The following is an 18,485-nucleotide window of genomic DNA, read 5'->3' as shown; positions in this document are numbered from 1 at the left end:
GAGGACCGTCTGCACATGCAAGAAGTACAAGTTGAATTGACATCCAGGCATAAAATGTACGATGAATGGCAAGAAGATACCCATCAATACCTTGGTCGCTGCACGCAAAAAGGAAGCGACTGGTATCTTACCTATAAAGAACAGATGGAGGGCGCCGGAGAGGTCAACACCGTCTGGAAATTTTCGCAGCAGAGCATCTCCCTCCTGCGGCAGGGGGCAATACAGACGAAGCAACGGTTTCAAAAGGGAGAAACGGACCGCACGACGTACCACAGTCCCCACGGGATTTTCTCTATGGAAATCAATGTGTACAAGATGAAAAGAAATGATGAAAATGAACGACCGTCCGTGATCCAAATCTCTTACCAGCTCTGGTTGAACGAGCAATATGCGGGAGACCACGAAATTTCCCTGCAGATAAGCTGGCAATGAACAAGAAACCGGACGGACACGTGCTGATGACGAAGACCGCCCTTTCATGAGCGGTCTTTCTTCCTGTACAATAGGGGTAGCTTGCGGCAGAGGAGGGAACAGAAAATGACCTTTGTCTTGGTCAACGGCTTGATCGCCGGTCTGATTCTTGCAGCATTTCTGGCTTTGTGCGATGGGCTGTTTGGAACATCCACGTTTGCCGTCTTGATCGATGTCAGCTATGTGCCGGGAATGGCCGGGCTTCCATCCGTCATCGAATTATTGATTCACCTGCTGATCAGCGTGGTCGTCGTGTTTTTCATGGCGTATTTCTACCCCCGCGATCGCCGTGCAACAGTTCGATTTCTGCTGTATTGGGCACTAGCTTTTACGGTGGCCTACCTGCCCTTCAGTCTGCTTAGCGGCACACCGATGTCATTTGTCGCGTTTCTCATCTGGATCGTCGGGCATGTTCTCTATACGATTGTCGTCGCGGCTCAGATTGAACGCCAACGATAAAGTGCTGAATATTCGGCATAGTGATGATTTTTTGGCAGCTTGTGTAAAAGGAGGTATGCGGGCGGATGCCAATGTCGGAAACGGTGGAAATGCTGCAGGCCATTTTGGGAGCTATTGATGAAGGAATTCACGTCGTCGATGCCAATGGCATCTCGATTTTTTACAACCACGTCGCCGCAAAGCTGGACGGGCTTACACCAGAAGAGGTATTGGGCAAGCCGCTGCTTGAGGTTTTCCCGTCGCTTGATCGGCACTCCAGCACACTGCTGACAGTGATTGCAAACGGCGAGCCGATTTTCAACAAGCCTCAGGCGTACACCAACTGGCGGGGCGTGAGAGTGGAGACGATCAATACGACGCTCCCGGTCCGGGTCGGCAAACGGCTCGTGGGTGCGGTGGAGGTAGCCAAGGATATCGGGAAGCTCAAGGAGCTTTCGGAAAAGCTGCTGGATCTCCAGGCAAAAATCAGCAAGCCGAAAAAGGCAAAGCGGGGGCAGAAAGCCGTCGGAGACGGACTCTCCTTTCACTTTGCCGATATTTTGACCGACAATGATCGGATGATGCAGCTGATCGATCGGGCAAGGCGGGCAGCGAGAACCTCGTCTCCTGTGTTGATCTATGGCGAGACAGGGACAGGCAAGGAACTGTTTGTCCAGTCGATTCATCAGGCATCTGCGCGAAGCAGCCAGCCGTTTATTGCCCAAAACTGTGCGGCGCTCCCGGCTACCCTGCTGGAGAGTCTTCTTTTTGGGACTGTGAAAGGCAGCTTTACCGGAGCAGATGACAGGCCCGGATTGTTCGAGCTGGCAGATGGAGGAACTTTGTTTCTCGATGAGCTGAACAGCATGCCGCTCGATTTGCAGGCGAAGCTGTTGCGCGTACTGCAGGACGGGGAAATACGCAGGATCGGCAGCAGCCATTCGACCCGGGTGGATGTGAGGGTAATTGCCGCCGTCAATGAGCCGCCACTGGCGCTGGTCAGCAAGGGAGCGATGCGGACAGACCTGTACTACCGGATCAATGTCGTTTCATTTGAGCTGCCGCCGCTCCGTGACCGCAGAGAGGACGTTTTCCTTCTGGTACGTCATTTTCTCGAAAAGTACAATCAGAAATTCCAGATGCGGGTGCAGGGGATAAGCGATGAAGTATCCGCGCTGTTTTCCAGATATGACTGGCCCGGGAATGTACGCGAGCTGGAGCATGTGATCGAAGCGGCGATGAACATGGTGGAGGGCGATCTGATCGAAGCGGAGCACTTGCCGCTCCATCTGCTCGACAGGATGTCCGGGATCGCTCTATTCCCCGCAGAAAAAAGCTCCCGGGGTATGGGTTTAGTCCCGAAAACCGGCCAGCTTTCCCTGCCGGAGGTGCTCCGCGATGTGGAAGAGCAGATGATCGAGCAGGCGATGCGAGAGACGGAGGGGAACATTCTGAGGGCAGCAAAATTGCTCGGGATTCCGCGCCAAACGCTGCAGTACAAACTGTCGCAACGATCCGGGGCGAATCGATAGCAATCGTCCCAGTGCCGAATTTTCGGCAGTTGAGATCATCAAGATTGACTGAAAAGACGAGGGCAGACCCGTCCAGGCTCTTGGGAGAACAAAAAGAAAAGACTCATTGCATTGCCAGCAAAGCCCGGTTTTGTAAGGGATCGCTGGTTCAATAACTAAGGCGTATTTCATATTTTCCGAATTTTTTGATTTGGTTGGCACGAGTGTTGCATCTCGTACTTGTCGAGCGAAACACGTGTTATCGACACGCGATGAGAGGGGATGACAGACATGACGGTAGCCACCAAGCGCGACTGGCGCCAGATTGAATTGTGGAAGGATGTTACGGAAGAACAATGGAACGACTGGATGTGGCAGTTGACCCACACCATTCGCACCGTGGACGAATTGAAGCAAGTGATCAACCTGACACCGGAGGAAGAAGAAGGGGTTCGCATCTCCAACCAGACCATTCCGCTCAACATCACCCCTTATTACGCCATGCTGATGGACCCAGACGATCCGAAGGACCCGGTACGGATGCAGTCCGTTCCGCTGTCCTCCGAGATGGTCCGGACGAAATACGATATGGAAGACCCGCTCCACGAGGATACCGACTCGCCGGTGCCGGGGCTGACTCACCGCTACCCTGATCGGGTGCTGTTTCTCGTAACCAACCAGTGCTCCATGTACTGCCGCTACTGTACACGCCGCCGGTTCTCCGGCCAGATCGGCATGGGTGTTCCCAAGAAGCAGCTCGACGCCTGTATCGACTATATCCGCAATACGCCAGAAGTGCGGGACGTGCTGCTCTCCGGCGGAGACGGCCTTCTGATCAATGACCGCATTCTGGAATATATCATCAGCAATTTGCGGGCAATCCCGCATGTGGAAATCATCCGCATCGGTACGCGGGCTCCGGTCGTTTTCCCGCAGCGCATCACGGAAAACCTGTGCAACATCCTGAAAAAATACCATCCGGTTTGGCTGAATACGCACTTCAACCATCCCAAGGAGATTACTCCGGAAGCCAAGCAGGCCTGTGAAATGCTGGCGAACGCAGGCGTGCCGCTGGGCAACCAGGCGGTTATCCTGGCCGGAATCAACGACTGTCCGAACACGATGAAAAAACTCGTGCACGATCTGGTGAAAATTCGTGTCCGTCCGTACTACATCTATCAGTGCGACCTCTCCGAGGGGATCGGCCACTTCCGCGCGCCGGTCAGCAAAGGGATCGAAATCATCGAGCATCTGCGCGGCCATACATCCGGTTATGCCGTCCCGACCTTTGTCGTGGACGCTCCGCACGGCGGCGGCAAAATTCCGGTCATGCCGAACTACATCGTTTCACAGTCGGCCGACAAAGTCGTGCTGCGCAACTTTGAGGGTGTGATCACGTCCTATCCGGAGCCGAAGAAGTATCACGCCCACGACGAGGAGAACTGCGAATACTGCAAGGCGGCCAAAGGAAAAGCGGTCGGCATTGCAGCGCTGATGAAAGACGAAGCCGACAATCTGGAGCCGACAGGCTTGATGCGCAACAAGCGGATCAAGGCGACCAAGGTCAAGTCGTTGGCCGATGTGCGGCAGGAGCAGCGCGAGAAAAAGCAGGCCACGACGGAGAAACAGGCGTCGGGGGACTGAAGCGGGCCGCTACGGCCAAACAAACGTCGGGAGTTTGCAAGCGGGCCGTGACAGAGAAACAAACTACGAGAGATTGCAGTAGCCCGTGGGCTGAGAGGCAAGCGTCGGAGGATTAAAACAGGCTCCGATCATAAAACCAGTATCGGCAAACGGAAGCAGGACACTGATGAAATATAGCCCCGAGCGGAAAAAAGCATCCCGACCCGCTCTTGTACAAAAGACCGCCTTGGAAAAGCGAAGCCGTCCAGCTCGCTTGCTCCAAGGCGATTTTTCTTTGCCACGACCATCATCTGGAACGGTTCGTCCGGAGAAAGGGAGATGACGAGAGAGCAGCATATGTGTTAAGATCAGTGCATACGCTATCCTGAACGAACGCTCGGTCTGGACAAGTTTCAGGAAAGAAAAAATAATGAGTGAATGGTCATTCATTTTTTCTGTCAGTTCTGATAAGATAGAAAACAACAGTCGAACACGAAAAAGGGGGAGCTGAGAACCGTGCTGGCTCTAATCAATCTCATCGCGTTTTTTCTGGTGCTCGCATACGGTTTGTACCTCGCATGCCATGTGGTGTACAGCCGGTATCTCTTCATCAAACTGGGGAAAAAGCCGGATGTAAAGGACGACTTTGGCGCACGCATCAACCTGATGCTGGAAAACGTCGTCTTTCACAAAAAGCTGCTCAAGGACAAGAAGAGCGGCGTGATGCACGTCGTCATGTTTTACGGCTTTATTATCCTGCAGTTCGGGGCGATCGAGCTGATCGTCAAGGGGCTGGTCAAAGGCTTCGAGCTGCCGTTTGGCAGCGCTCACAAGTACTTCAGCCTGATGCAGGAGATCACGGCGTTTTTGATTCTGGCAGCAGTCGGCTACGCCTTCTACCGCCGCTACGTCGAAAAACTGAAGCGCTTGAAACGCGGCTTCAAGTCCGGCCTGGTGCTTTTGTTCATCTCTACCTTGATGGCTACCGTTTTGCTGTCGCTGGCCTTTGAGCAGCTTTGGCTCGGTCACGAAGCATCCGGCTTTGCTCCGATCTCGTCCGCCATGGCGGCAATATTCGCGGGAATCTCGGAGACAGCGGCTGCCGCACTGTTTTACGTATTCTGGTGGCTGCACCTGCTGATCCTGCTTGCCTTTGCCGTTTACGTGCCGCAATCCAAGCACGCCCACTTGATTTTTGCTCCGGTCAACGTCTGGTTTAAAAAGCTGGGGCCGGCAGGCAAGCTGTCGAGCATCGATTTTGAGGACGAAACGCAAGAAGTATTCGGGGTAGGCAAAATCGAAGACTTTACCCAGACGCAGCTGATCGATTTGTACGCTTGTGTGGAGTGCGGCCGCTGCACCAATATGTGTCCCGCTTCCGGCACGGGTAAAATGCTCTCCCCGATGGATCTGATCACCAAGATGCGCGACCACCTGACGGAAAAAGGAGCAGTTGTAACCTCCCGCACACCGTGGATGCCGAGCTTCGCGTTCGCCAATGCGACAGCAAACCAGCTGGCGTTTCAGGCTGGCGAAGCGGCAGCAGCCTCGGAGGGGGCAGCAGCTTCGATCTACGACAAAAACCTGATCGGCGACGTCATTACCGAGCAGGAGCTGTGGGCTTGTACCACCTGCCGCAACTGCGAGGACCAGTGCCCGGTGATGAACGAGCACGTAGATAAAATCATCGATATGCGGCGCTATCTGGTCATGACCGAGGGCAGCATGCCGCAGGAAGCCCAGCGCGCCTTGAACAACATCGAGCGGCAGGGCAACCCATGGGGGATCAACCGCAAGGACCGGATGAAATGGATCGAAGGCTTGAACGGGCAATATGAAGTTCCTACCGTACAAAACACGGAAGAATTTGAATACCTGTTCTGGGTAGGCTCGATGGGCTCCTTTGACATTCGCAGCCAAAAGATTTCCCAGGCGTTCGTCAAGCTGATGCATGAGGCAGGCGTCAAATTTGCCATTCTCGGCAATGAGGAGAAAAACTCCGGCGATACGGCCCGCCGCATCGGAAACGAATTTTTGTTCCAGCAGCTGGCGCAGGAAAACATCGCGCTGTTCCAGGCGTACGGCGTGAAAAAGATCGTCACCTGCGACCCGCATGCGTTCAATACGTTTAAAAACGAATACCCGGAATTTGGCCTGGAGGCCGAGGTGTACCACCATTCCGAGCTTCTCGCCGAATGGGTGCGCGAAGGCCGCCTCAAGCCGACAAAAGAAGTGAAAGAGCGGATCACCTACCACGACTCCTGCTATCTGGGCCGCTACAACGAGATTTACGACAGGCCCCGCCAAATACTGGAGGCCATCCCGGGCGTCGAAATCGCAGAGATGAAGCGAAGCGGCTGCGACAGCATGTGCTGCGGAGCAGGCGGAGGCCTGATGTGGATGGAGGAGCACGAAGGAACGCGGGTAAACGTCGCCCGCACCGAGCAGGCCCTCGAGGTCAAACCGACAGCCATCGCCAGCGCTTGTCCGTACTGCCTGACGATGATGAACGACGGCGTAAAAATGAAAGAGCTGGAAGAGCAAGTAAAGACACGCGACATCGCGGAAATTCTCGCGGATGCCATCTAGCGGATCGGCGAGGCCTGCAATCTCCTTGTCCCTTCAAACGGGGGCCAAGGAGATTTTTTTTCAAAAACCTGTATGTTCGATGTAAGAAATCATCGCCAGCCGGATCAATAAAGGAGAGGGGAGTGAGAAAGCTGGAACAGGCCAACATTCGGTTGGAAAAAACAAAGGAAGCTGTCTTTGAAAGTTTGGTTCGCGGCTATGTAAAAAAGATATTGCGGCTGGTTTACTTAATCGTCAAAGACCGAAATCTGGCGGAAGACATTACCCAGGAGGTCTTTCTCAAAGCGTACAAGAATCTCTCTTCCTTTCGCGAGGAAAGCTCGATGCAGACGTGGGTATACAAAATTGCTGTCAATGAATCGAAAAAATATTTGCGCTCCTGGTCTTTTCGCCATCTGTTTTTCCGCGCAGAGGTGGATGTAGAGGTGGTCGGGGATACGGAGTCCGCCGTGCTGCAAAGCGACAGCCGCATTCGCTTTGCCAGACTGGTGATGAGCCTGCCGCCCACCCATCGGCAAATCATTGTGCTCCACTACTATGAAGAGCTGTCGATTGAGGAAATGGCCGACATCCTGGATATTTCTGCGGGAGCGATCCATACCCGTTTGCATCGGGCGCGCCAAAAGCTGAGAGAACAGTTGGAAAAGGAGGGACTGGAATGGATCTAGAAAAACGTCTGCGGGAATTTAAACAGACGGCTGACCAGGCGATTCTGCGAGAAATGGACGATACCGCCGAGCTGGAGGAGCGTATTTTGGGCAAGGCGCGGGGCGGACAGAAAACGGCCGAGCGAAAGTTCGGGCATCGCTCCCTGTATAAGGTTGGGGCTGCGGCAGTGGCAGCAGCATCGCTCCTGCTATTTTCTGGCCCACTCTTTGGACCATCCAACCCGGCTCCCGGCGGGCATGTGACGACTGGGCCTGGTCCAGTGGATCCGGTTCCTGCCGATCCACCTTCTCTCCCCGCAGGAACGGCGCCAACACCACCTGCACCGGGTACTTCCCCGGGAATTGGACAGCCGCCGGGCACTGACCAGCTAAGCGGCCCCAGCGACGAGGAGATTCAAAACAAGGTGCAGGAGATCAAAGAGGCTTTGCGCATTGGACTGACGCAGGAAGAGGTAAAAAAGCGAATCCAGGCGCCCTACAATGTCGTTGATGACAATGGGGATTTGGAAAATGGCGCTGATGAATTTTGGAACATCAGCTTCTTCAAGCAGGAGGGATATGTTCCCGAAGAGCCGGAATACGTAGTCGATGAAACAGGACTAAAAGCCAGAAAGGTCGGACTCAATCTTTTCATCGGGTGGAAAGAGAAAAAACTGTATATGTACTCGATTCAGTACGTACAGGGAGAGAAAAACGACATTTATTTTTACATGATGCGGCCAAACGGAACCGTCGGCATGGAGATTTTGAATGAGCGTCCATCCCCCTCTGTCCTTGACCTTGGCGATTCATTAAAAAACGCGTATTTCGGGTTTGTGGAGACAAAGAAGGATGGGGTCTTGTACGGGCTGAAGCCGGCAGACATCCTCAAGCTGTACCTCCATGCGGAAGAAGAAGGGGACCTCCTCACACAATACGCGTTCTACGCTGATGGCGGCGACGACTCCGCAAAGCCTTCTTTGGAGGCGTTTCTGGAGGATGTCAAAAACGACCCGGCAGGAGCGGAGAACACGCAAAAACGGCTGGCAGATCTGAGAGCGCATGTGATCGGCTTCGAGACAAAGGAGCAAAAACCGGAAAGCCCTTCCGGACAAAAGTCCAAGTATCTGGCAGAAGCGATCGTCTACATGCAGTTTTCAGACGGCAGGGAAGCACTCCCTTTCCGCTTGGTCAAAAATCAAGAAGGCGTCTGGAAGGTAAGCTGGATGCCGATTCAGTAACAGCTATATAGACAAAACTGACAAAAGCGACATAGCAATTTAGCAATAAACCGACATAGCAACATACCGACTAGACAGACCATACAGACCATACAGACAACAGGCCTGCCCAGCTTTACGGTCAGGCCTGTTTTTTGAGTTTTGGCCAGCCTTTTCCAGTCCGTTCCGGCTTGGCGCAAATTGGACTCGACGAAAATCGAGGTTTTCTGCTGTATATTCATTGACTATTCGGAAAGAAGGGGGCAAAATGAAGAGAGAAGAAAAATGAGCGACCGCTCGTTCAGTTTGGTTTTCTGGATGTCACCATACAGGGAGGAACCGGATGATGAAAACGGTGATTGCAGGTGGAGCCCGTACTCCGTTTGGAAAGCTTGGCGGTTCATTGAAGGATGTATCGGCAGTAGATCTGGGTGCGATCGTGATCAGGGAAGCGCTGCAGCGATCAGGCGTATCCGCAGAGCAGGTCGATGAAGTGATCATGGGCATGGTCGTGCAGGCTGGCGCAGGGCAAATCCCTTCCCGGCAGGCGGCGCGCAAAGCGGGTGTACCGTGGAGCGTAGCCAGCCAGACGATCAACAAGGTGTGTGCATCCGGCATGCGGGCCGTTACGATGGGCGACCAGATTATCCGCGCAGGCGACGGACAGATTATCGTGGCGGGCGGCATGGAAAGCATGAGCAACGCCCCTTACGCGCTGGCTGGAGCGAGATACGGACTGCGGATGGGCGACGCCGCGCTGCAGGATCTGATGATGCACGACGGCCTTACCTGTCCGTTCGATCAGGTCCCGATGGCGATACACGGCAGCAATGTTGCCGAAGAGTACGGCATTACGCGCGAGGAGCAGGATCGCTGGGCATATCGCAGCCAGCAGCGTGCTGTGCAGGCGATGAATGCCGGCTTGTTTGACGAAGAAATCGTGCCGGTAGCTGTTCCCCAGCGAAGGGGAGAGCCGCTCCTGGTCACCCGTGACGAGGCACCGAGGCCCGACACGACTTTGGAAGGCCTTGCGAAGCTGCCTCCTGTTTACAAAAAGGACGGAACCATCACTGCGGGCAATGCGCCAGGAATCAACGACGGCGCGGCAGCGATGGTGCTGATGTCAGAGGAGAGAGCCGCGGAAGCGGGGGTCAAGCCGCTTGCCACGATTCTGGGACACGCGCAGGTAGGAGCAGAAGCCCCCTACATTGCCACCACGCCGGGGCTGGCAATCCAGAAGCTGCTGGAGAAGACGGGCACCCGCCTGGAAGAGATTGAATTGTTTGAAGTAAATGAAGCTTTTGCCGCTGTCACGTTGACCAGCGGAAAAATCGTCGGCTGGGATGAAGAAAGGGTAAACGTGAACGGGGGAGCCATCGCGCTTGGCCATCCGATCGGAGCCAGCGGCGCGAGGATTGTTCTCCATCTGGCTCACGAGCTGAAGCGGCGGGGCGGCGGACTTGGCGTCGCAGCGATCTGCAGCGGGGCAGCCCAGGGTGACGCCATTTTGATCAAAGTAGAATAGCCGAAACGGAGGAGCGGATATGAACGTACAAACGATCATGGTCGTGGGAGCAGGGCAGATGGGCAGCGGGATTGCGCAAGTATCGGCGCAGGCCGGCTTTCAAGTGATCCTGAGCGACGTAAAACAGGAGTTTGTGGACCGCGGCCTTGGGACGATCCATAAAAACCTGTCCCGCAATGTGGAAAAGGGACGGATGAGCGAGCAAGAAAAAGCGGACATTCTCAGCCGCATCACCCTTTCTACCGATCTGGCCGATGGCGAGAAGGCCGATTTCGTGGTAGAAGCGGTAACCGAAAACATGGCTGTGAAGGCGGAAATCTTCAAAAAGCTGGATGCGGTATGCCCGGCACATGCAGTTCTCGCCTCCAACACCTCCTCGCTGCCGATCACAGAAATTGCGGCCGTGACCAGCCGTCCCGAGAAAGTGATTGGCATGCACTTTATGAATCCGGTACCGGTCATGAAGCTGGTGGAGATTATTCGCGGACTTCAGACAGCGGACGAGGTGTACCAGCTTACCGAGGATTTGTCCAAACAGATGGGCAAGGTGCCTGTCAGCGTCAACGACTTTCCCGGCTTCGTTTCCAACCGCGTACTGATGCCGATGATCAATGAAGCGATCTATTGCGTATACGAGGGTGTGGCTACGCCCGAGGCTGTCGATGAAGTGATGAAGCTGGGCATGAACCACCCGATGGGGCCGCTTACCCTCGCTGATTTTATCGGGCTGGACACCTGCCTCTACATCATGGAGGTGCTGTACGAAGGCTTCGGCGACTCGAAATACCGCCCCTGCCCGCTGCTACGCAAGTACGTAAAAGCAGGCTGGCTGGGCAAAAAATCCGGTCGGGGGTTTTACGTGTACAACTGAGAGGATTCATATAGGGAAAGGTAGGACTGACATGGATTTTCGACTCAATGAAGAGCAGGACATGATGCGTCGCATGGTCCGTGATTTTGCCCAGAAGGAAATCGCTCCGTTCATCCCGGTCATGGAAGAGACAGAACAGTTCCCCCGCGAGATCGTGAAAAAGATGGGGGAGATCGGCTTGATGGGCATTCCCATTCCGGAAGAATGGGGCGGTGCAGGTGCTGATTTTCAGTCGTATATTCTGGCGATTCATGAGATTTCCAAAGTGAGCGCGACAGTCGGGGTGATCCTGTCCGTGCATACGTCGGTTTGTACCAACCCGATCTTGTACTTTGGCACCGACGAACAAAAACGCAAATACGTGCCGCAACTGGCAGCGGGCAAAATGCTCGGGGCTTTTGCCCTGACTGAGCCGAATGCCGGGTCGGACGCCGGGCGCATTCGCACCTCGGCTGTCCGGGATGGAGACGCATTCGTTTTGAATGGAAACAAGGTGTTTATCACCAACGGCGGGGAAGCCGATGTCTACATCGCCTTTGCCGTTACAGACCCGTCGATGGGGACGCGAGGAATCTCCGCCTTTATCGTCGACAAGGACACACCCGGTTTTTCAGTAGGGAAAAAAGAAAAGAAAATGGGGCTGCACGGCTCCAGCACAACGGAGCTGATTTTTGACAACGCCCGGGTGCCTGCAGAAAATTTGCTGGGCGAAGAAGGAGACGGCTTCACCATCGCGATGGCGAATCTGGATGTCGGCCGGATCGGGATTGCCGCCCAAGCTTTGGGGATCGCGGAGGCCGCCTTTGCGTACGCAACGCAGTACGCCAAGGAACGGAAGCAGTTCGGACGGCCGATCATCGAACAGCAGGCGATCGCCTTCAAGCTGGCCGATATGGCGACGATGGCGGAAGCGGCGAGACTGCTTGTTTATCGGGCAGCCGATCTGCGAAGCAAAGGACTTCCGTGCGGCATGGAGGCGTCGATGGCAAAAAAATTCGCCTCCGATACTGCCGTGAAGCTGGCGACCGAGGCTGTGCAGGTTTTCGGCGGGTACGGCTACACGCGCGAGTACCCGGTTGAAAGGCTGTTCCGGGACGCCAAGGTAACGCAAATTTACGAGGGAACCAACGAGATTCAGCGCATCGTGATCGGCAAGCATTTGCTGTGCGATTAGGACAATGAGACGCAGGGAGTGGAAGCGATGAATTTTCAATTGACCGAAGAACAAGAGATGCTGCGCAAGATGATCCGCGATTTTGCCGAGACCCAGGTAGCTCCCACTGCAGCAGAGCGGGATGAGGAAGAGCGGTTTGACAGAGCGATATTCGAGCAAATGGCCGAGCTGGGACTGACAGGCATTCCGTGGCCGGAGCAGTACGGCGGCGCAGGTGCCGATTACCTCAGCTATGTGATTGCGGTAGAAGAGCTGTCTCGGGTAGACGCTTCTATCGGCGTTACGCTGTCGGCACATGTCTCGCTGGCAAGCTGGCCCATCTATAAATTCGGCACAGAGGAGCAAAAGCAGCGATTTTTGCGCCCGCTCGCCGAAGGCAAAAAGATGGGGGCGTACTGTCTGACTGAGCCTGGGTCCGGCTCTGACTCGGCAGGGATGAAGACTACTGCCGTTCGCGACGGCGATCACTACGTGCTGAACGGCAGCAAAATTTTTATCACCAATGCCGGGGAAGCGGAAATCTACATCGTCTTTGCCGTCACCCAGCCGGAGCTCAAGCATAAAGGGATTACCGCTTTTATCGTCGAAAAAGGTATGGAAGGCTTCACGATGGGCAAGAAGGAGAAAAAGCTGGGAATTCGTTCCTCGCCGACGCTTGCGGTCAATTTCGAAGATGTGCGTGTACCGCTGGAAAACAGGCTGGGTGAAGAGGGGCAAGGCTTCAAGATCGCGATGATGACGCTGGACGGGGGACGCAATGGCATCGCTGCCCAGGCGCTTGGAATCGCGCAGGGTGCCTTTGACCACGCCCGCGACTACGCCAAGGAGCGCAACCAGTTCGGCAAGCCGATCGCGGCGCTGCAGGCGATACAGTTCAAGCTGGCGGATATGGCGACCAAGATCGAAGCGGCCCGCCTCCTGACTTATCAGGCTGCCTGGCTGGAGGATCAAGGTCTGCCTTACGGAAAAGCATCGGCCATGTCCAAGGTATTCGCCGGCGATATCGCGATGGAAGTGACAACCGAGGCTGTTCAAGTATTCGGCGGCTACGGATACACTCGCGAGTACCCGGTGGAACGCTTCATGCGCGATGCGAAAATCACGCAAATCTACGAGGGAACCAACGAAATTCAGCGCGTCGTGATCAGCAACTATCTGCTGAAGGAGTAGAGCGAACAGTATAGGGTGAGATGAGGGCGTTTCATGCACGAAATCACTAGACGCATTCTCGCAGGAGATGTGCGCGGGGCGGCCCGGGCCATTACCTGTATCGAAAACGACTATCCGGAGCGCAACCAGATTTTAAAAGAGCTTTTTCCTCATACCGGCAGGGCCAGACTGATCGGCATTACGGGTTCGCCTGGGGCCGGCAAAAGCTCTCTGGTTGACTGTCTGATCGGCTATTTGCGTTCGCTGGAGATGAAGATCGGGGTGGTCGCGGTCGATCCGACCAGTCCGTTCACCGGCGGGGCGCTGCTCGGCGACCGTGTGCGGATGCAAAATCACGCGTTGGACAAAGGGGTGTTCATCCGCAGCATGGGAACACGCGGCAGTCTCGGCGGCCTTTCCGCCAATACGCGGGACGCTGTCCGGGTACTGGACGCCTACGGCTGTGATGTGGTCCTGATCGAAACGGTCGGCGTAGGCCAATCCGAGCTGGACGTGATGAGCATCGCCGATACGACAGCGGTGGTGCTCAATCCCGGCGGAGGAGACTCGGTGCAGGCGTTCAAAGCAGGCATCATGGAGATCGCAGACTTGTTTGTCATCAACAAGGCAGATTTGCCGGGGACGGAAAAGCTGCAGATCGAAGTGGAGCAGATGCTCGACCTTGCCAAGCACGACGCCCCTTGGCGTCCGCCGATCGTCAAAACGGTTTCCACCAGCGGGCAGGGGATGGCTGATTTGTGGCAGCAAATAGACCGCCACCAGCAGTTTCTGCACGAGTCCGGCGAGGCGGATGCCCGCCGTTCCCGCCATCTGCAAGAAGAAGTACTGGATATCGTCCGGGACCGTCTCTTTCAACGGCTGCAAGCCGGAATTCAGAGCGGTCGGCACGCAGAAGCGCTGGAGCGGGTGGCTTCCCGCGCGGAGGACCCTTACAGCGCCGCCGAACGCATCATCCTGCAATGGTGGGGGCAAAAATCCTGAAAAGACAAGGACCTTGCGGACAGGAAAAAGAAAGATTGGCTTTCCGCGCTCTCCAGGCGTATAATAACGTGGATATCAACATAGAGAGCGCGTTTGGTCTTTCTTTTTCCAAATGTTGTCTGACCAAACGCTCAGTCGGTTGGAAAGGTGGATATGTCGTGGAGAAGAAGAAAAACATACCGTCGCTAGTGAAGGACCCCAAGCTGATCGAGAAACGGCGCGAACAGATTATCGAGGCTGCCGTCGATCTGTTTATCAACAAGGGGTTCCACAAAACAACGACGCGTGAAATTGCCCGGGCGTCAGGATTTAGCATCGGCACCCTGTATGAATATATCGAATCAAAGGAAGACGTCCTGTATCTGGTATGTGACGCGATTCACGGTGAAGTGGAGAGCCGCTTGCGTGAAGCCATCACCTTTAACGGAACGGGCCTGAAAAACCTGAAGCTTGCCTTGCGCAGCTTTTTCCGCGTAATGGATCAGATGAGCGACCGCGTCCTGCTGATCTATCAAGAATCCAAGTCATTGCCGAAAGAAACGCTTCGCTATGTGCTGAGGCGCGAGGAAGAAATCACGCAAATTTTTGAAGAGATATTGCGCAAAGGCATTGCAGACGGCTCCATCGGCATCGATGAAAAGCACGTCAAACTGATGGCAGACAACATCATGGTGCTCGGGGAGATGTGGGTATTCCGCCGCTGGGCGCTAAAGCGCCACTATACGCTGGAGGAGTACACAGACAAACAGACGGCATTGCTTCTGCGCGAGATCAGCGTTTCCGAGTAGTCTTATGCAGCTGCTCGGTGAGCGCGTCACTTGATTTTTCGGGGAGAGTGAAATCGATGGAAACGGAAGTGTATCGCCCGCAAAACAAGGTTCGTTTTGTCACCGCAGCCAGCCTGTATGACGGTCACGACGCATCGATCAATATCATGCGCCGTATTTTGCAGTCGTCCGGGGTGGAAGTAATCCACCTCGGGCATAACCGATCCGTGAATGACATTGTGACCGCCGCGATCCAGGAGGATGTGCAGGGAATTGCCATCAGCTCCTATCAAGGCGGCCACGTTGAATTTTTTAAATATATCGTCGATTCTTTAAAAGAACGCGGCGCCGGGCACATCCGGCTCTTTGGCGGCGGGGGCGGCGTTATCGTCCCTCGCGAGATACGGGAGCTGGAAGAGTACGGCGTGTGCAAGATTTTTTCTCCGGACGACGGGCGGAGACTCGGTCTTCAGGGAATGATCAATATGATGATCCGCGAATGCGATTTCCCGACGGTCAAACAGCTTACCAATGAAGTGGAAGAGCTTCAGCGGCAAAATCATCAGGCTGTCGCCCGCCTTATCTCGCTGGCGGAGTACGCTGTGCAAGACCCAGAGCTGTTCGCGCCTGTCGAGGAGCGTCTCGCCGAGCCGGAGCGAGTAGTGCCGGTCCTTGGGATAACCGGTACGGGCGGCGCCGGCAAAAGCTCTCTGACCGATGAGCTGGTTCGCCGTTTTCTGCGGACGTACGCAGACAAAACGGTAGCGATCCTCTCTGTCGACCCCTCCAAGCAAAAGACAGGGGGTGCCTTGCTCGGCGACCGCATCCGCATGAACGCCAACAACACGCCGCGCGTCTACATGCGCAGCCTGGCGACCAGGCAATCCGGCTCCGAGCTCTCTGCTGCAGTAAAGGACGCAATCCGTGTAGTCCGCAGCGCAGGGTTCGATCTCGTCATCGTGGAAACGAGCGGGATCGGCCAAGGGGATGCACAGGTAACCGACGTGTGCGATGTCTCCATGTACGTCATGACCAGCGAGTTTGGCGCGCCGTCTCAGCTGGAGAAAATCGACATGCTCGACTTTGCCGATCTGATCGCGATCAACAAATTTGAGCGGAAAGGCTCGGAGGATGCGTTGCGGGAGGTGCGGAAGCAATATCGCCGCAACCACCAGCTATTTGAACTGCCGGATGAAAAAATCCCGGTGTACGGGACCATCGCCAGCCAGTTCAACGATCCGGGAACCAATGTGCTGTTTGCGGCCCTGATGCACAAGATCGTGGAAAAGACGGGCGCAGATTGGCAGGTGTCCGAGCTCGATCCGACTCCGGTCAAAACCCACAAGCCGTCGCTGATTCCAGCTGATCGGAACAACTACTTGCAGGAAATTGCCAACACGGTGCGCGGCCATCGGAAGTTCACCGAGGAGCAGTCGGCCATCGCCCGCAAGCTGTATCAGCTCCACGGGGCCAAGGAGACGCTGCTCGCCTCGGGAGACGAGGATGCGCGGCAGGTGTCTGAGGTTCTGGACAGACAGATCGCCCATTTTGAAAGCAAGCTTCATCCCGAATGCAAGCAAATTCTCGACAAATGGCCGAAGCTGAAGGAAATGTACAAACAGGATCAGTTCGTCACCAAAGTGCGTGACAAGGAGATCGTGACCAAGCTGTTTACGGAATCGCTGTCAGGCACCCGCATACCCAAAGTGAGCCTGCCGGATTTTCAGGATTGGGGCGAAATTTTGAAATGGTCGCTCAAGGAAAATGTTCCCGGCGAGTATCCGTATACGGCAGGCGTGTTTCCGTTCAAACGGGAAGGAGAGGATCCCAAGCGCCAGTTTGCCGGCGAGGGAACACCGGAGCGGACCAATCGCCGCTTCCACTTCCTTTCGCAAAACGACGAGGCCAAACGGCTCAGCACGGCATTTGATTCGGTGACGCTGTACGGGGAAGACCCCGATTACCGGCCGGACATTTACGGGAAAATCGGCACAAGCGGCGTCAGCGTCTGTACGCTGGACGATATGAAGAAGCTGTATGCCGGCTTTGACTTGTGTGCTCCGACGACGTCTGTGTCGATGACGATCAACGGACCGGCTCCGATGATTTTGGCCAAATTCATGAACACGGCGATCGACCAGCAGGTGGAGAAGTTTGCCCAGCGCGAGGGGCGGCAGCCCACGCCGGAGGAGTATGAACAGATCAAGGCATACACCCTCTCTACTGTGCGCGGGACGGTCCAGGCGGACATTTTGAAAGAGGATCAAGGGCAGAACACGTGCATCTTTTCCACGGAGTTCGCCCTGCGGATGATGGGCGATATCCAGCAGTACTTTATCGACCACAAGGTGCGCAATTACTACTCGGTCTCCATTTCCGGCTACCATATCGCGGAAGCGGGTGCCAACCCGATCACACAGCTTGCCTTTACCCTGGCGAACGGCTTTACCTATGTGGAGTACTACCTCAGCCGCGGCATGCACATTGACGATTTTGCGCCGAACCTGTCGTTTTTCTTCTCGAACGGTCTCGATCCCGAATATACGGTGATCGGACGGGTTGCCCGCCGCATCTGGGCGACGGTGATGAAAAACCGCTACGGCGGCAACGAGCGCAGCCAAAAGCTGAAGTACCACATTCAGACATCGGGCCGCTCCCTGCACGCCCAGGAGATGGACTTCAACGACATTCGCACGACCCTGCAGGCTTTGATTGCCATTTACGACAACTGCAATTCCTTGCATACAAACGCCTACGACGAAGCGATCACGACGCCGACGGAAAATTCCGTCCGCCGCGCGATGGCGATCCAGATGATCATCAACAAGGAAATGGGGCTGGCGAAAAACGAGAATCCGCTGCAAGGCTCGTTCATCATCGAAGAGCTGACCGACCTGGTCGAAGAAGCAGTGCTGCAGGAGTTTGAGCGGCTGAATTCGCGCGGGGGCGTGCTCGGCGCGATGGAAACGCAATATCAGCGCGGCAAGATCCAGGATGAGTCGATGTACTACGAGATGAAAAAGCACAGCGGGGAGCTGCCGATTATCGGGGTCAATACCTTCCTCAATCCGAATGCCTCCGAGGAAGACTACGAGATTGAGCTGGCCCGTGCGACAGAAGAAGAAAAGGAGCAGCAGATTCAAAACCTGCGGGCCTTCCAGGAGCGCAACCGCGACGCCGCTCCCGCCGCCTTGAAAAAATTGCAGGAAGTGGCGATGAACGGTGGTAATATTTTCGCCGAGCTGATGGAGACCGTGAAGGTGGCGTCGCTCGGACAGATCAGCGCCGCTTTGTACGAAGTGGGCGGGCAGTACCGCCGCAACATGTAAAAACAAAGGATCTCGCACATAGCGGAAGCGGTTGTCCCTCCCGAGGCGGCAGCCGCTTCCCGTCTTTTCCGTCTGGTTATTCCGGGATTCCCCAACAGGTTTTGCCGGCATTTCCCAACGATTTGAAGCGTAACGGGAGATTTGCCCAAAACCGGCGTTTGAATCCCTT

General features: G+C 55.2%; 14 protein-coding genes. All 14 read left to right on the top strand.

Features of this window, described 5'->3' with window-relative positions:
• Positions 1 to 15: 15 nt before the first annotated feature.
• The 14 genes from EDM54_RS06685 (at position 16) to icmF (ending at position 18,316) form a co-directional block, all read left to right on the top strand.
• Complete coding sequence (locus EDM54_RS06685) at positions 16 to 432, top strand: YwiB family protein (RefSeq protein WP_024983738.1); 417 nt, start codon at positions 16 to 18, stop codon at positions 430 to 432.
• Positions 433 to 537: 105 nt separating this feature from the next.
• Positions 538 to 930: a hypothetical protein gene (locus tag EDM54_RS06680; protein WP_003388477.1), complete on the top strand. Its 393-nt coding sequence runs from the start codon at positions 538 to 540 to the stop codon at positions 928 to 930.
• 65 nt (positions 931 to 995) lie between these two features.
• Positions 996 to 2,441, top strand: a complete 1,446-nt coding sequence (locus tag EDM54_RS06675; protein ID WP_122957959.1) for a sigma-54 interaction domain-containing protein — start codon at positions 996 to 998, stop codon at positions 2,439 to 2,441.
• Between the two features lie 270 nt (positions 2,442 to 2,711).
• The gene (gene kamA / locus EDM54_RS06670) at positions 2,712 to 4,064 is read left to right on the top strand and encodes a lysine 2,3-aminomutase (protein ID WP_003388475.1); all 1,353 of its coding nucleotides are present in this window, start codon (positions 2,712 to 2,714) and stop codon (positions 4,062 to 4,064) included.
• A 495-nt stretch (positions 4,065 to 4,559) separates the two neighbouring features.
• On the top strand, positions 4,560 to 6,632 hold the full coding sequence (locus tag EDM54_RS06665; RefSeq protein ID WP_122957958.1) for a heterodisulfide reductase-related iron-sulfur binding cluster: 2,073 nt from the start codon (positions 4,560 to 4,562) through the stop codon (positions 6,630 to 6,632).
• Positions 6,633 to 6,754: 122 nt separating this feature from the next.
• Positions 6,755 to 7,300, top strand: coding sequence for a sigma-70 family RNA polymerase sigma factor (locus EDM54_RS06660; RefSeq protein WP_003388473.1), 546 nt, complete (start codon positions 6,755 to 6,757; stop codon positions 7,298 to 7,300).
• Entirely contained in the window at positions 7,291 to 8,520 is a 1,230-nt protein-coding gene (locus EDM54_RS06655) for a hypothetical protein (RefSeq protein WP_024983743.1), read from the top strand. Before EDM54_RS06660 ends, EDM54_RS06655 begins: the two co-directional genes overlap by 10 nt.
• A gap of 325 nt (positions 8,521 to 8,845) precedes the next feature.
• Positions 8,846 to 10,024 (top strand): acetyl-CoA C-acetyltransferase, encoded by a 1,179-nt coding sequence (gene mmgA, locus EDM54_RS06650; protein ID WP_122957957.1) that lies wholly within the window; start codon positions 8,846 to 8,848, stop codon positions 10,022 to 10,024.
• Positions 10,025 to 10,043: 19 nt separating this feature from the next.
• Positions 10,044 to 10,895 (top strand): 3-hydroxybutyryl-CoA dehydrogenase, encoded by an 852-nt coding sequence (locus EDM54_RS06645; protein ID WP_003388468.1) that lies wholly within the window; start codon positions 10,044 to 10,046, stop codon positions 10,893 to 10,895.
• A gap of 31 nt (positions 10,896 to 10,926) precedes the next feature.
• Entirely contained in the window at positions 10,927 to 12,069 is a 1,143-nt protein-coding gene (locus EDM54_RS06640) for an acyl-CoA dehydrogenase (protein ID WP_003388466.1), read from the top strand.
• Positions 12,070 to 12,096: 27 nt separating this feature from the next.
• Positions 12,097 to 13,239 (top strand): acyl-CoA dehydrogenase, encoded by a 1,143-nt coding sequence (locus EDM54_RS06635; RefSeq protein WP_003388464.1) that lies wholly within the window; start codon positions 12,097 to 12,099, stop codon positions 13,237 to 13,239.
• A 33-nt stretch (positions 13,240 to 13,272) separates the two neighbouring features.
• Entirely contained in the window at positions 13,273 to 14,220 is a 948-nt protein-coding gene (meaB, locus tag EDM54_RS06630) for a methylmalonyl Co-A mutase-associated GTPase MeaB (RefSeq protein ID WP_024983746.1), read from the top strand.
• A 158-nt stretch (positions 14,221 to 14,378) separates the two neighbouring features.
• On the top strand, positions 14,379 to 15,008 hold the full coding sequence (locus EDM54_RS06625; RefSeq protein ID WP_003388459.1) for a TetR/AcrR family transcriptional regulator: 630 nt from the start codon (positions 14,379 to 14,381) through the stop codon (positions 15,006 to 15,008).
• Positions 15,009 to 15,064: 56 nt separating this feature from the next.
• Positions 15,065 to 18,316, top strand: coding sequence for a fused isobutyryl-CoA mutase/GTPase IcmF (gene icmF, locus EDM54_RS06620; protein ID WP_003388458.1), 3,252 nt, complete (start codon positions 15,065 to 15,067; stop codon positions 18,314 to 18,316).
• The last annotated feature ends 169 nt before the right edge of the window (positions 18,317 to 18,485 follow it).

The sequence above is a fragment of the Brevibacillus borstelensis genome (assembly GCF_003710865.1).
Taxonomy (GTDB): domain Bacteria; phylum Bacillota; class Bacilli; order Brevibacillales; family Brevibacillaceae; genus Brevibacillus; species Brevibacillus borstelensis.
This window is presented reverse-complemented; position numbering and strand designations above follow the sequence as displayed.